The 13,749-nt window shown below is 46.7% G+C and carries 20 protein-coding genes and 2 pseudogenes; 11 read left to right on the top strand and 11 right to left on the bottom strand.

The genetic code is table 11. From position 1 onward, the window contains the following. The first annotated feature begins 28 nt into the window (after positions 1–28). Positions 29–886, top strand: a complete 858-nt coding sequence (locus AAW31_RS17155; RefSeq protein ID WP_052752333.1) for an IS5 family transposase — start codon at positions 29–31, stop codon at positions 884–886. A 390-nt stretch (positions 887–1,276) separates the two neighbouring features. Then, positions 1,277–1,540 (top strand): annotated as a pseudogene (locus AAW31_RS17160) (IS110 family transposase); the annotation flags it as partial. 22 nt (positions 1,541–1,562) lie between these two features. Here AAW31_RS17160 and AAW31_RS17165 read toward each other — a convergent pair. The 5 genes from AAW31_RS17165 to AAW31_RS19275 form a co-directional block, all read right to left on the bottom strand. Continuing rightward, positions 1,563–2,096 (bottom strand): IS630 family transposase, encoded by a 534-nt coding sequence (locus tag AAW31_RS17165; protein ID WP_309567630.1) that lies wholly within the window; start codon positions 2,094–2,096, stop codon positions 1,563–1,565. Then, positions 2,029–2,388 (bottom strand): IS630 transposase-related protein, encoded by a 360-nt coding sequence (locus AAW31_RS17170; protein WP_046849897.1) that lies wholly within the window; start codon positions 2,386–2,388, stop codon positions 2,029–2,031. Before AAW31_RS17170 ends, AAW31_RS17165 begins: the two co-directional genes overlap by 68 nt. Before the next feature lie 18 nt (positions 2,389–2,406). Further along, positions 2,407–2,592 carry a hypothetical protein gene (locus tag AAW31_RS17175; RefSeq protein ID WP_046851182.1) on the bottom strand — a complete coding sequence of 62 codons (186 nt, stop codon included), beginning with the start codon at positions 2,590–2,592 and terminating at the stop codon, positions 2,407–2,409. A gap of 270 nt (positions 2,593–2,862) precedes the next feature. Further along, on the bottom strand, positions 2,863–5,238 hold the full coding sequence (locus AAW31_RS19270) for a VapE domain-containing protein (RefSeq protein WP_052752335.1): 2,376 nt from the start codon (positions 5,236–5,238) through the stop codon (positions 2,863–2,865). Continuing rightward, positions 5,238–6,077: an antA/AntB antirepressor family protein gene (locus AAW31_RS19275; RefSeq protein WP_052752336.1), complete on the bottom strand. Its 840-nt coding sequence runs from the start codon at positions 6,075–6,077 to the stop codon at positions 5,238–5,240. Before AAW31_RS19275 ends, AAW31_RS19270 begins: the two co-directional genes overlap by 1 nt. Before the next feature lie 128 nt (positions 6,078–6,205). Between AAW31_RS19275 and AAW31_RS17190 the strand changes: the two genes are divergently transcribed. After that, positions 6,206–6,481: a BrnT family toxin gene (locus AAW31_RS17190; protein ID WP_046851183.1), complete on the top strand. Its 276-nt coding sequence runs from the start codon at positions 6,206–6,208 to the stop codon at positions 6,479–6,481. Further along, entirely contained in the window at positions 6,459–6,749 is a 291-nt protein-coding gene (locus AAW31_RS17195) for a BrnA antitoxin family protein (protein ID WP_046851184.1), read from the top strand. Before AAW31_RS17190 ends, AAW31_RS17195 begins: the two co-directional genes overlap by 23 nt. Before the next feature lie 34 nt (positions 6,750–6,783). Here AAW31_RS17195 and AAW31_RS17200 read toward each other — a convergent pair whose 3' ends face one another. Beyond that, complete coding sequence (locus tag AAW31_RS17200) at positions 6,784–7,092, bottom strand: hypothetical protein (RefSeq protein WP_046851185.1); 309 nt, start codon at positions 7,090–7,092, stop codon at positions 6,784–6,786. Between the two features lie 55 nt (positions 7,093–7,147). On the opposite strand from AAW31_RS17200, the gene AAW31_RS17205 reads away from it, so the two are divergent. Both AAW31_RS17205 and AAW31_RS17210 read left to right on the top strand, forming a co-directional pair. Continuing rightward, positions 7,148–7,507 (top strand): IS630 transposase-related protein, encoded by a 360-nt coding sequence (locus AAW31_RS17205; protein ID WP_046851186.1) that lies wholly within the window; start codon positions 7,148–7,150, stop codon positions 7,505–7,507. Further along, positions 7,503–7,973, top strand: coding sequence for a transposase (locus tag AAW31_RS17210; protein ID WP_144413014.1), 471 nt, complete (start codon positions 7,503–7,505; stop codon positions 7,971–7,973). Before AAW31_RS17205 ends, AAW31_RS17210 begins: the two co-directional genes overlap by 5 nt. A 20-nt stretch (positions 7,974–7,993) precedes the next feature. On the opposite strand, the gene AAW31_RS17215 is transcribed toward AAW31_RS17210, so the two are convergent. Next, a complete protein-coding gene (locus AAW31_RS17215) occupies positions 7,994–8,200 on the bottom strand; it encodes a hypothetical protein (protein ID WP_046851188.1) in 207 nt (68 codons plus the stop codon). Between the two features lie 209 nt (positions 8,201–8,409). Here AAW31_RS17215 and AAW31_RS17220 point away from each other — a divergent pair, with 209 nt between their 5' ends. From AAW31_RS17220 to AAW31_RS17230, 3 genes are all read left to right on the top strand, one after another. Then, on the top strand, positions 8,410–8,706 hold the full coding sequence (locus AAW31_RS17220) for a hypothetical protein (RefSeq protein ID WP_046851189.1): 297 nt from the start codon (positions 8,410–8,412) through the stop codon (positions 8,704–8,706). A gap of 101 nt (positions 8,707–8,807) precedes the next feature. Next, positions 8,808–9,164: a hypothetical protein gene (locus tag AAW31_RS17225; RefSeq protein WP_046851190.1), complete on the top strand. Its 357-nt coding sequence runs from the start codon at positions 8,808–8,810 to the stop codon at positions 9,162–9,164. 91 nt (positions 9,165–9,255) lie between these two features. Beyond that, a complete protein-coding gene (locus tag AAW31_RS17230) occupies positions 9,256–9,621 on the top strand; it encodes a hypothetical protein (protein WP_046851191.1) in 366 nt (121 codons plus the stop codon). Between the two features lie 212 nt (positions 9,622–9,833). On the opposite strand, the gene AAW31_RS20980 is transcribed toward AAW31_RS17230, so the two are convergent. The 3 genes and pseudogenes from AAW31_RS20980 to AAW31_RS17245 form a co-directional block, all read right to left on the bottom strand. Beyond that, positions 9,834–10,250, bottom strand: a complete 417-nt coding sequence (locus AAW31_RS20980; RefSeq protein ID WP_144413015.1) for a hypothetical protein — start codon at positions 10,248–10,250, stop codon at positions 9,834–9,836. Positions 10,251–10,262: 12 nt separating this feature from the next. Beyond that, positions 10,263–10,709 (bottom strand): phage regulatory CII family protein, encoded by a 447-nt coding sequence (locus AAW31_RS17240; protein WP_046851193.1) that lies wholly within the window; start codon positions 10,707–10,709, stop codon positions 10,263–10,265. Between the two features lie 208 nt (positions 10,710–10,917). After that, positions 10,918–12,258 (bottom strand): annotated as a pseudogene (locus AAW31_RS17245) (IS1380 family transposase). 187 nt (positions 12,259–12,445) lie between these two features. On the opposite strand from AAW31_RS17245, the gene AAW31_RS17250 reads away from it, so the two are divergent. Continuing rightward, positions 12,446–12,634 (top strand): hypothetical protein, encoded by a 189-nt coding sequence (locus tag AAW31_RS17250; RefSeq protein ID WP_046851194.1) that lies wholly within the window; start codon positions 12,446–12,448, stop codon positions 12,632–12,634. A gap of 8 nt (positions 12,635–12,642) precedes the next feature. On the opposite strand, the gene AAW31_RS20225 is transcribed toward AAW31_RS17250, so the two are convergent. Next, positions 12,643–12,963 carry a transcriptional regulator gene (locus AAW31_RS20225; RefSeq protein WP_082110590.1) on the bottom strand — a complete coding sequence of 107 codons (321 nt, stop codon included), beginning with the start codon at positions 12,961–12,963 and terminating at the stop codon, positions 12,643–12,645. A 103-nt stretch (positions 12,964–13,066) separates the two neighbouring features. Here AAW31_RS20225 and AAW31_RS17260 point away from each other — a divergent pair, with 103 nt between their 5' ends. Next, positions 13,067–13,738 carry an XRE family transcriptional regulator gene (locus AAW31_RS17260; RefSeq protein WP_258920441.1) on the top strand — a complete coding sequence of 224 codons (672 nt, stop codon included), beginning with the start codon at positions 13,067–13,069 and terminating at the stop codon, positions 13,736–13,738. Positions 13,739–13,749: the final 11 nt, after the last annotated feature.

Consider the following 13,749-nt stretch of genomic DNA (forward strand, 5'->3'; position numbering starts at 1 on the left):
TTATAGGGGACATGCTATATTACAAAGAATGAATAATCTGTCGGATGATCGGCTGGAGTATCAAGTCCGGGACCGGTTGAGTTTCATGCGGTTTTTGGGACTTGGTCTGGCAGGGGTAGTGCCTGACGCAAAGACCATGTGGTCGTTCCGGGAAGAGTTGAAAGAGAACCATCTGATGGATCGTCTGTTTGCAAGATTCGATGAATGTTTACGAGAGTTGGAGGTAGAACTGAAGTCAGGTCAGATCATTGATGCGACCTTTGTGAGTGTGCCTAAACAACGCAATACACGTGAAGAAAACAAGATGATTAAAGAAGATGCCGTTCCGATTGAATGGGGACAGAATCCCCACAAACTGGCGCAAAAAGACATTGATGCGCGTTGGACGAAGAAGAACAGCGAATCGTTTTATGGTTACAAAGATCACGTCAATATGGATCGCGATACCAAGCTGATAACCACATGGGAAGTTACTTCAGCGCAAATTCATGACAGTCAGGTTTTGGAAGAAGTGCTGCAATCCCCTGAAGTGGGAGGCGCAGATATTTATGCGGACTCAGCATACCGCAGCAATGCACAGGAAGAAAGTCTGGTCACCTCAAAATACACGAGTCAGATTCACGAAAAAGGCGCTCGCAATCATCCCCTCACGCAAGCACAAAAATCCAGTAACAAAGAGAAATCACGGGTACGTGCACGAGTAGAGCATGTGTTTGGTTCGATGACGAATGAACTGGGCGGAATCACGATTCGTACCATAGGTTATGGGAGAGCAAAAGTACAAATAGGCTTACTCAACCTCGTCTATAACATCAAGCGTGTAGCGACGCTGATTCGAAAAGGGTATTTCAGTTTCGATAGGGTTAGTGCGCCCGAAATGGCTTAAAGGGAGCAAAAACGAGAAGATAACAACCCGAATCACCTTGAATTTAGAAAAATTTAATTATTGGACAGAAAAACTTTGAGAATCAAGTGAAATTGCCCTCCTGGTTGAATTGATTTGCTTTTTTTAGGTATTTTTAGCGTAGTAATCCGCTAGAGGCGGCAAGGCGCGCAGAAGAAACAAGCGGCGTCAGAGCTTGAGGAATAAAGTTGGAATGTCGCGCTGGAGAAGACCGACCCATCACTGGTGCTAATCCGCCCGTTTTTTAGCGTGGTCATGGGTCACGTCGGCGACATTGGTGAGTCCGTGGCAACGGACATCCCGTTTGAAAGAGTGAGTACAACGACGTACCTGAACCAGCGCGACATTCCAATAGAGATAATGGAGGATGTCATGGCAAAGTTCAAGCAAAGTAAATTGGAGTTAATCCATCCGAATGCAGCGGGGATTGATATTGGCTCTGCGAGCCATTTTGTGGCGGTACCGCCGGATCGAGATAACAAGCCGGTAAGGGAATTCAAGAGTTTCACCGCAGACCTGAATGGTTTAGCGGACTGGTTAGAGGCCTGTGAAATTGACACTGTGGCAATGGAATCGACGGGGGTATACTGGATTCCACTGTATGAACTTTTGGAGTCGCGCGGGCTGACTGTGTATAGCAGATCCCATATAAAATGATTTAAATTTCATAAGCGGCAAAGAGCTGCTCGATGGAACAACCTTCCTTTTTTCTGATGGCTTTGGCCTGAGCCCATTTGGGTTCAATGTCATTTAAGTCAGGGGAATAAGGCGGCAGGTATTCAAGTGTATGCCCGGCATTGGCAATGGCGGTTTGGATATCCTGCCGTTTATGAAAGGTTGCGTTGTCCATGACAATCACGCAAGCGGGCAGAAGTTTAGGCAAAAGGTCCTGTGTCAGCCACGCATAGAAAATGTCAGCGCAGATATTGGCGATGAACAGACTTATGGTCAGCAGCGTCTTTCCGATGAGAGCGCCAATCACATTGATTCGACCTCGTGCATGCCAGTCTTTTACGCCATGGACGCGCTCACCCACTGGCGCATAGCCATGCGTGCGTGGCATGTCGTGCGCAAAGCCGCTTTCATCAAGGTAGACGATAACGCGGCCTGCTCGCTCATAGTCTTCAATTTTTTGCTGGAAGATACGCCGCTCTTCTTCGCTGGCTTTGGGGTGACACAGGCTTTTTTTTATAAGTCACGCCCAGACGCTTTAAAGCATGGTTAATGCCTTGCTTGCTGACACCCAACCGTTTGGCGCGCTCGTACTGATACGCGTCCGGATAATTCTTGATGTCCTGCGCCAACATTTCCATGTTGATCTTGGTGGCAGGTTTGTTGCGGGTGGTCTTGGGATCGGGAGTTTTGATCCAACGCATCACGCTGGCGACCCCTACACCAAAACGCTTGGCCACTTGCGCCATTGAGAGGTTCTCCTTCTCACGAACGGATAATACTTTACGGCGAAATAATATCGGATAGGTCATCTGTAAATTATAATCAATTTATAGGGGACATGCTATATCGCCAGTTATCCCACCGACAGCTACACCTTCAGTTGATGGTGCACCCAGTTCACGCTCCCCTTCCTGCAGGTACACCAGCTTCACCTCATCGCCAAACACATCCCGCACTTCATCAGCCAGCTTGCATGCCTCAGGGAACAATTGCCTTACCTGTTCTTTTTTCATAGATTCCACACCTTGCCTGAGGTATGGAACAGGTATGGAAGCTGGAAACGAGCGTCTGTGCTTGTTCTTCCTAACCTTCCATACCTTCCATACCTTCCATACCGATATATGAATAAATATTTAAAGCATCCTATACGCGCGCGTGTGCGCGTGTGCGTGCGCGCGGTGAGGTGTGGAAGGTATGGAAGGTATGGAAGAAGCCCTATCCATGCGGCTTTTGAGGCTCCATACCCTTGCGCCAGGTGTGGAAGAGGTGTGGAACTTATGATGTCAAAATGCGATGCCATGATCGCTACCTTTCTCTTCATCACCACGCCCGGTTCTTCGATCGTGTCCCATTTCTGTGGGGGACTTGTACCAAAACCTGGTTGTTGCGTGCGTCCGTTTCTCAATACGCTTACAGCCCAATTGCCGCAATGCGTTCCCTATCCTAGTCTGAATATCCCTACTCAACCGTGCTGCATCTATCTTCAAACACTCTATTGCGACATCTGCTACGCAGAATTCCTTATACTGCTCATACACCCAGCGCTCGATCATATCGACATAGCTGTCTGAGGTGCCTCGCTTGTATTGTTCTGGATTGAATATTTCCCGCTGCTCATTGCTATCCGGCCAGAAACGCTCGCCATTCAGATACACCTGATAGGCTTCCGCGAAGAGCTGATCGCGCGTGGCTGCCAGCCCATCGGTATCGACATCGCCATCACATTCCACCGGCCAGAAGCGACGACCGCCAGTCGGGTCCTTGTTCCACTCCCACTCATTGGTAGTTCCCCCGAACACCAGCTGGCGCGGGCAACGTATTTCACGCGAACCATAAGCAGGCCGATATTCATCAACTTGACGGGAGAAAAATGATTTTTGCTTAGTCGCTTCCGCACGAGCCAGAGAGCCCAGTTCAGCAATCTCATAAAGCCATTTGCCACGTAGCGCAGACATGGAATCCTTGCTATGCAGATCAAGGTCAGTATCACCGTACCACTCCCCACCGAGCACGCGCAGCGCAGCCGATTTTTTACGCCCCTGCTCGCCTTCGAGCACTAGACAATAATCAAACTTGATCCCAGGCTGCATAGCACGGGCTACCATGCCCACTAAAAACCAGCGTGACACGCGCCACACATAGTCGGTTTTCTTCGCACCCAGAAAATCTGAAATCCAGTCGTTGATGCGCTCCACCCCGTCCCATTTAAGCGAGCACAGATAATCCTGCACCGGATTAAACCCATGGAACTTGGCCAAGGCTTCAACCGCAAGCCCTACCAAATTCTCGCGTGGGGCAAAACCATACTTGCGCGTGATCCACATGGCGGTTTGCACATCGTCATCATCCGTCCATTCGCCGACCTTGCCACCGGCATAAGGGGGCGGTTTAAGCTTCATGGTGCGGTAAGAAAATTCATCGTAGCCAAGCACGCCCTGCCATTGCTTGTCATGTTCAAGAATGTCATATACATTGGATAAACAACTGGCCGGCCGTTTGCCATCCCATACCAGATCATGTGGCGTCCAGGGTGGAGCGCCATCATCACCACCTGATGAGGAAATGTTGTTTTGTCTGACAGGCGCCTGTTCTATCGGTCTTGTATTGAGGATAAACTGCTTCAACTCCTGCGCAGTCATGCCATCCTGAATGGCATCGGCAATATCCCAACCGTCCGGCTTCTCACCCGGCTTTGGAATATCGACAATATGGAAATTGCCAGGATTGCCGAGCAGCTTACGTATCTTGAGCATGGCTGACATGCCGGGTTGTTGCGATTCAGGAAGCAGATGATTGCCTGTTCTATCGCGTTGCGCGTCACAATCTGCCCAGGCATAAAGCATGCACCCTCGCAATGGCGTCCAATCGATCTTTCCAATTGCCTTGCTCCCGCCTGGCCATGCCATCACTACAAATTGATCTCTTAAATACTCATGCCCGGCATCAGCGCACTTCTCCCCCTCCACCAGCAACACCGGCTTATCAGGATGCTGTGCCAGCTCGTACAACCCATAAAGCGGTCTAGGTTCAGGAAATGCCATCCAGCGCCATTCACGTTTTTTGTTTTGCGTATGTTCAGCAAAACAACACGGCAATACTTCCTTGCCTCCGTCTGAGGTGATAAACCGGCAAATAATGCCCAGTAAATTCCCTTGCGCATCGAAATACTCATAGGTTGCCTGCGGACGACCGCGCACAGGATGAGCCAATGGATACTGGCCAGCCTCATCCGGTACCGGCAAAACAGGACGCCATAACGTGCGCTTATTGGTTGCTTCCTGCTCAGGTGCAGGCTGTGCTGATTGCTTAAGCGGTATAACATTGCTGCGCGGGCTAGGCTCTGATGCCGAATCATCTGTCATAATGCCCACCTGTGCTGCTACTTCCTTGGCGGCCTCAAGCTGGGATAATCCGTTAATGTAGGCATACAGGCTGATCAAATCCGCGCCGGATTCATTTGTGGAAAAATCTGACCACACACCCGACCGAAGATTGATCGAGAACGATCCTTTGGAACGATCACCGCGGGTAGGATTGAGCGCCTTGTACTCACCGCCGGACACATCACCACCTGGTAACCATTGCGCTACCAGTATATGGGCACGATTCAGCGCGGCTGAGGCGATTGCTTTGAAATCCAGCCTTTTCTTCGCGCTCATTATTTCCCCCTACCCATCCAACGTTTCAGATAGTTTGTTCCAACGCTTATGTGAAGCAGCGCCTCATCCACTTCGGTCCAGCCAGCGATCAGCAAATTGCTGAGATCATCTAGCGCATCCCATAGTGGTGATCCGATATTGTGCGGGAGGGTATTAGCCCATACCTTTAATTCAGTGATGATCTTCCTGGATGCATCGATACTGCGATCAGTGCCTTTTTCATGCAGCGGGCCCGGGCGTGTCCATACGGGTGGGTTGATTGGCTGATATTTCGCCTCAAGCTTTTGTATGCGTGCTTCGAGCTGGTTAGGTAAGGCAGGTTTGCTGGTTCGTTCCAGAGAAATGAAATACCGTCGAATCTGACGTCCTTTTTCATTGTTCTCGACCATCGCCAGCTCTTTGGCCATGTCGAGGTTTAGGTGGTATTCGGTGCGGCGCTTGCCTGCTTTGCCGTCAGACCTATTTAACAAAATTGTTAAATAGTCTTCTCCTTCAGTAAAACCGTATTGCGCGATTCGTTCTTTAATCCAATTGGCAAATTGTCGTTGTGACTCCAAGAATTGGTGCAAGTCACGTGCATTGCAGAGTTGGATAGATTGATGCTGAATGGTACCAGTGAATACCGGTATTAAATCGGTATGTGTCATGATGTGCGCTCCAGTTCGTTTAACGAACCGCCGACCACGATGCCAATCATGGTGGGCGGAACTGAACAGGTTGGCATACTGGTGGAGCGCACCAGCGGCCTTGCGGCCCCTGCCCAGCCCACCCATAAACGGACGCACTGAGGCATAAAAAAAGCCACATAGCATGATGCTTTGCGGCCATTGCCGCTCCATTTCAGGATGCCAATCCTGACCACGTTTTTTTCCGTGGTAAAGAAAGGATAAACCTGGATGGCTGGCCTGTCAAATGTACATACAAAAATGATCACACAAGGATGATTGTTGTATGTACAATAATATTGATGAAGATTACATTCGATCCTGCCAAAGATGCTGTCAATACCGCCAAGCATGGTGTTTCGATGGCGCTGGCAGATCAATTTGAATGGGATGCGGCAGTGATCTGGATAGATGATCGCAAAGATTACGGCGAGCCAAGAATGTGCGGGTTGGTGCCGTTGGATGAGCGGCTGTTTTTTGTGGCCTTCGTAGATCGCGCCGATGGGCGGCGCGTCATCAGTCTGCGCAAGGCCAATAACCGGGAGAAGAGACACTATGCAAAAGTATTTGACGACTAAATCAGGACGGAAAATCCTGCTCAATACACCAGAAGAAGACAAAGCCATCACCGAAGCCGCAATGTCCGATCCGGACGCTTTGCCGCTGACCGATGAAGATTTCGCGAAATTGAAACGGGTGGGCCGCCCACGCGCAGCCACTACCAAAGAGCGCATCACCATCCGGTTATCACGTGATGTGGTGGAATCATTCCGCGCTACTGGCAGTGGATGGCAAACCAAAATTGATGAAGTGCTCAAGGAATGGATACGTAAGCACCATGGTTGAGAGGTAAGCGATATCAAGATCATGTATTACCTAATCAACCCAGTCTGATTTCAGGTTCTTCTGCTAAAGGAGCAATTGAATTAATTTCTTCAATTATCTTGATCAATTCGTCATTAATGCTTTTTGCTTCAGATAACTTGGCTTGCAATGCATCAAAGTCACATTGCTTGACTGCTAATACGGACTCATCTCGTATCATCCTGTATCGATTACTTGATACATTGCCTAGCTCATAAGATACTGTGTACAAAAGCTCGTTTCGCTTGGAGATAAGCTCTTTAGCTCTCTTTGAAGCAGCGTGATAACGTCCTATTACTTCATAATTAATTTCAGCCTTTTCCACCTCAGCAATGCATTCATCTATAGCATGTCCCCTATAAATTGATTATAATTTACAGATGACCTATCCGATATTATTTCGCCGTAAAGTATTATCCGTTCGTGAGAAGGAGAACCTCTCAATGGCGCAAGTGGCCAAGCGTTTTGGTGTAGGGGTCGCCAGCGTGATGCGTTGGATCAAAACTCCCGATCCCAAGACCACCCGCAACAAACCTGCCACCAAGATCAACATGGAAATGTTGGCGCAGGACATCAAGAATTATCCGGACGCGTATCAGTACGAGCGCGCCAAACGGTTGGGTGTCAGCAAGCAAGGCATTAACCATGCTTTAAAGCGTCTGGGCGTGACTTATAAAAAAAAGCCTGTGTCACCCCAAAGCCAGCGAAAAAGAGCGGCGTATCTTCCAGAAAAAAATTGAAGACTATGAGCGAGCAGGCCGCGTTATCGTCTACCTTGATGAAAGCGGCTTTGCGCACGACATGCCACGCACGCATGGCTATGCGCCAGTGGGTGAGCGCGTCCATGGCGTAAAAAACTGGCATGCACGAGGTCGAACCAATGTGATTGGCGCTCTCATCGGAAAGACGCTGCTGACCATAAGTCTGTTCATCGCCAATATCACCGCTGACATTTTCTATGCGTGGCTGACGCAGGACCTTTTGCCTAAACTTCTGCCCGCTTGCGTGATTGTCATGGACAACGCAACCTTTCATAAACGGCAGGATATCCAAACCGCCATTGCCAATGCCGGGCATACACTTGAATACCTGCCGCCTTATTCCCCTGACTTAAATGACATTGAACCCAAATGGGCTCAGGCCAAAGCCATCAGAAAAAAGGAAGGTTGTTCCATCGAGCAGCTCTTTGCCGCTTATGAAATTTAAATCATTTTATATGGGATCTGCTATAAGTTAAACACTTCTTCAAAGACTTCACAGAAATCAAGCGCACCTTTGATACCAGGAACGCTAGTCAATGCCAGCGTACCTTCAGGTAATTCCTGATCTGGCATCCAGTCATCAATAATGTTGGATAAGCCAAGATGCTTGGCCAACTTCTCAGCATTTCTCGTTTTTCCGCAACCTTGCGGGCCGTAGATAATTGCACTCATTTTTTCTCCTTTTTTATAAGAAAGTAGCGTTGATTAAATTTGGATAAGCCCGAGAGGTTGGCGGTGTCAAGCTCTTAAATACCTTCCCGTTTAATTGATGAGTTGAGCTATGTTTCATCTCTTAATCCGCATTTAAGTTGCGATCAAATCTGGTACGTTCTCTGCTTGAATTCCCGAACTCCACATATAACCATAAGAGGAATCCCGTTATGTTTTCTGAATACTCTAAAGAACCCTTGCAGAAAGACCGCCCCATGGTATCCATTACAATAAGTGTTCCGGTTGATGTAGTGGACTCTCTGAGAAGAATAGCGTCAATTACAGAATTTACCGAATACCAGGAATTGATAAAGTCATACATTAATGAAGGGTTGCGCCGAGACGAATGTAGATATTCCGGCATATCAATTGCGCGTTTTATCGAAGCGCTAAAACAACATGGCGTACCTGAGATCGTAATCCAACAAGCTACATGGGATTTAATTGAGTCCGGCACACCGCAGTAAACCAGAGAAGCTAGATATGTCATCAGCATCATAATTGGCAGCCTCTCCTATGCTGATAGAATAGTAAGTTCCACCAAACTATTAACAGCAAAGGAGAGACCATGAAAGAGATATACCTTGTGTATGCCGAAGCAATACCTGCAAGAGCTGCAATCAATTCTAATATTGTCGAGGTTGATGCAATCATTTTTGTAGCTGCGGAATCTCAAGTAAATGCCCAGATACTGGCTCGTTCTGCATTGATGAATTATGAGTATGATCTAACAAAGGTCATAGCAGTCTCCATGCCAACTCCCTCCGATATTTCGAATTGCGACTCACAATTAATATCCCTGTACCACGAGGCGATTGATCGAGGATATGGAATTGAGATAATTGCTCATGCGCTTGATTCGGAACATCCTTTAGAGATGCGCTCTTTAAGCACTCCTACTATTAACGAGACAAAAAAGTATTAACTGATTCATTACTAATCGCCTATTTAGGTGGTTTCTCCTATGCTGATAGAATAGTAAGTTACAACAAACTAATAACAACAAAGGAGAAACCATGAAACTTAGTGACGATAAGAAATTTATAACCTTATCAATCAATGAAAAATTATCAGCGAACGAGCTTTCGACACTAATATATGAACTGTCTCTTCTCAGAGCAGAGATGCTTCCTGAGGTGCCGTATAACCTATCAGTTAACGGGGATGACAACATGGCTTCTATGCAAGAGGATCCAGAAATATTCATTACAACTATCGGAGATAACATTGGATTAGGGTTTAGAGATTCCGGGTTTGGCTGGCTTATCTTTAAGCTCCCTCACAGCCAAGTTTGCAACATTCGAGACTACCTCACTGCTTATACAAAGTCCGGAACCAGCGATCTCTTCATCAGCAACGGAAGCAAGAACCTCCTCCATTGATCCGGGAGAATCTGACCCTTCAATAAAAAGTATATTTTTATCAGTCATATTTATTCACCTTGTAAAAAATCCCCGCAACACCACACCGGAGGGAAGTCGGCAGTAAGGGAGGAGTTACGGGGATTCGTCATGTCAACTACTCGTATTACCTTTAAATTAAGATATTGCGTGTATGCAATAATCATATTTTTGATGTTATGATTTCCAGTTTATCAACCGCGCCCAAACAAATGATGGAGAATCCGCTTTCCAAGCTTGCGCTTGACTACTTGTACCAAGTTCTCATGGTGGTTTGCTTTTTTGTTTTCTTGTTTACTGGCTCCGGGTTTCTTTCCGAATTCCCGACCGTTCCGACTGCCTTGATGTCTATCGGTGGTTTTTTTGTTGGCCTGGGAGAATTGATCAATCATCCGCTTCAAACGAGACTCCTTCCAACTACAGCCAATACCCTTGGCGCCACTGCTAAGGGCTATCCGCGCAATAACAAACCAACCGGAATAGTTTTTGTTCTTTCTGGGCTTTCCATTGCTGGAGTCGGTATTTACAAATTGCTTAGTTAAATCACATCCGCATTTTGGGCAGTTCTTGTATAACGGCGTTACATCCCAACCAGGCTCTAGTTCTTTCATTTTTAACCTTAATTACTCGGAAAATCTTTTATAAAGGCTCGCCGTCACCTGATTCAAAGCAAGCAACAGCGGCGCTAGTTCTTTACGCTCAAAGGCATCGTACTTGCCATCATTGCTTAAATGCTCTGATCCTTTGTTCAGGCAGGCTGAAGCAGTAGCAACTAATGACAGGAAATGTTTAACCTGCCCCTCATCGCTCATGTCATTACCACTCATATCCATATCCATCGGAATTTGATTCACCAGCTGGCATATCTCAAACACAGCTCGTTTCTCTTGAGTTAAATCGATCATGTTGATGATGGTCGAGAATGAAGGAGGCTGCGTTTCATGATTAGGATCGAGACTGTTTGCCAGTCCTATAGGTGATTTACCCAAACGCTTTGCCAGCTCGGTTATTCCCCCATTGAATGCTTTTGCGTCACGCTGCAATGCTAGACCCGAATATTGCACAAGCATCAAAAATAAGAGCGAATTTGCCAGAAACTCATTTTACAATTGGATAAATCAGATCTCTATTCAAAATTTGTTGTGATGGAATGCGTTTTTCTGAGGATTTTGTCGGAAATTATGACAAAAAAGAGGTTTTTCTTTGTTGACAGGCGTAGCCCATCCACCCCATTGCTATTTTATGCGGTAAACGGCGCTTCATAATCCTGGGAATGAGTTACCCAGGAGCAAGTCTGGCCGCGGTTTGGAAGAACAGTTTTTGGTAGGGACAGCTACTTGCCAGTAAAAAGCGAATACGGCGGGTATTACGTAGCATGACGGCACCGATTTTGATCAGTTTGAGGCGTAATGTGCTCACATAGGCCTGAGCCAGTTCGGTACCTTGCAAGGCGAGTCGCCGTATGGTTTCCAGCAAGATGTAAGCCAGCGAGGACAGGAGTAGACGAAATTGATTTGACCACCACCGATGGCAACTGGTGCGGTCTGCAAACAGATCGAGCTGTTGTTCCTTGATCCGGTTTTCCATTTCACCGCGTAAACAATAAATCTTATCGTACAGAAGCTGCGGTTTACCGGTCAGATTGGTGACGAGATAACGTGGATGACTGCCTTTGTCAGTGTGTTCGATTTTAACAATGATGCGCCGTGTCCGCTGCCAGCTTTTTGCAGCATATTGAAACTCGTCAAATCGTCGTACTTTCTCACCTGATTCAACATACTGCTTCTCTGCCGCTTGCTGCCATTGCGCAGTGATCTCATTCAGCCGCTTGTTTTGGGCGATACCCACGATATAACCCACCTCATGCCGCTCACACCATGCCAACATTCTGCGGCGGCAAAAACCACTGTCACCTCGAAAAATGATACAAACTGCAGGCCAGCTCTGCCTGAACCGTTTTACCAGCAATGACAGAATGGCCCAGGCATGTTTTGCCCCATCAATATTACTTGGCCGCAGGTAGCTTACCAGCAGTTGATCCTGGCAGAACACATACAGCGGCAAAAAGCAGTAGTGATCTGAATGCCATGAAAGAAGCGGCCTTCCTGTTTGCCATGAACCGCATCATCAGTAACATCAAAAATCCAGCATCAGTTCCTTGGGTGGCTGTTTAAATGAAGCCATAAACCGCTCTACCATTACTTGATGAACATGCCAGGCCGTTTGCCGATTCGCCCGATTCTCCCAGCGGCATAAGGTAGAGCTGCTCGCCAATACCTCTGCGCGTTCAACCGCTGATTGAATCGCCAAATCATGGCGTAATTGCTGATGATCATTGAGGTCTTCATAGCCACATGCCAACGCATAAACCCGTTGGCGCAATAGCGTCAAACTATCATGCCTGCAACTTGCCTGCCGACGATTATCGTCCAGTACTTGAGCAACCGCTTTGCTCAACCCAATGCGTTTATCCACCTGGCGCAATAACATGACGCCACCATCTGAAGTAATATCGCCACCCTGGAAATTCACTTCAACAGTACGCTTTTTTACCTCTGGAAAATTAAACGATTCCTGGGTACACTTTGTCACTGGCAATTCCTTTTCTTTATTCAGCATAGGTAACTGAATTATAAAGATTTAATGGGGAATTGCCACTTCCCTTCGTGCAATATTCGGGCTAGAAACAACGATCTGTATTCTTGTTTAAATGTTCTGGTACCCACCTTTAATCCTCCAACTTTTTAATCTATGAAGTTTTTATTGCCTTGCTGATAATGACGACATCATTTAATTAGGAGCCGTCATGAAATTCTTACCGCCAGTTAAAAAGCCACCGCCAGAACCGCTTGATATGCGATCAGCGTCTGCATGGGCTGCCATTATTGGGGCCGTCATCGAAGCTGAGCGGATCAGGACTGGCAAAGAGAAAGTGGATTCATCTTGCATTAGCGATTCCATAGCTCCAACTGAACGATCTGATGTAAATAAATAAGCGCCATGTCAGCTTTGACGACGATCAAACACACGCCTGTATTCCTTGCGCCTGTAATTTTTACGCCTGTCTTCTTGACGACGCTCATGGATACGTCGTTCCGGAAGCTCGCCAGCAATAATTTGTTCGCTAGCAGCAGACTTCCTAACGTACAAATCAGGTCTCAATTCTTCGCGAGATATGCCGGTAACTTTTTCAACGTCCAGTATCCTGTCAGCTGGAATCACTTCCCATTGAGACACGGCAGCCCTGCTTAAACCAAGCTTCTTTGATAGCGCAACTACCCCGCCGACCCTTTTTGCTATATTTTTGATATGTTCTTTACTCATGAAAGAAAGTTTAGAGTCACTTAACAACAAATGTCAAGCTCTACTTGATTACAGAAGTATAGTTTTGCTATACGATTAAATATATGGAAATTGGAACTAAACTATTAAAGTTAAGAAAAGCCTTGGATTAAACCAGGAGCAATTTGCCGAATATGCCGGCATTTCTAAATCCGCTGTCTCCCAATGGGAAAATGGCGCGACCACACCAGGGCTAGAACAACTGTTAAGGTTGAGAGAAAACCTGTCTTTTTCTTTTGATGAGTTACTTTGTGATGAATGCAGAGAGCCATCATGTCTTAAGTTGACGACAAAAAAAGAAAGCAGCAAAATCCTGCCTTTTGAGAGAAATGTAGTGAATATTTCCGTGTTTTCAGCTAAAGGTTCAATGGGATCAGGTGAGCCGCAATCTGGCTACGAGACCATTGTTGGCGACATCAAAGTTAGCAAAGAGTGGGTTGAGGAGAATTTAAAAGGTATTACGAATGTAAGAAATCTTGCGGCAATGACCGGCAGAGGCAACTCTATGTCGCCAACATACAAGGATGGAGATATCCTGATTGTTGATACCGGGGTGAAGGCAGTAGATGTTGACGGCGTATATGTTTTTACTACTAATGGTAATCTATTTGTTAAAAGAATAAGAAAAAGACTTGACGGAAAGCTTGAGGTGTCAAGCGATAACCCTATCGTAAAGTCTTACGATATCTGCGACGAAAAAGATCAGCTAAACATCCTTGGCCTGGTAAGGTTGTCGTGGAATTGTAATAAGATTTGATCGACTATCAG

Source organism: Nitrosomonas communis (genome assembly GCF_001007935.1).
Classification (GTDB): Bacteria; Pseudomonadota; Gammaproteobacteria; order Burkholderiales; family Nitrosomonadaceae; genus Nitrosomonas; species Nitrosomonas communis.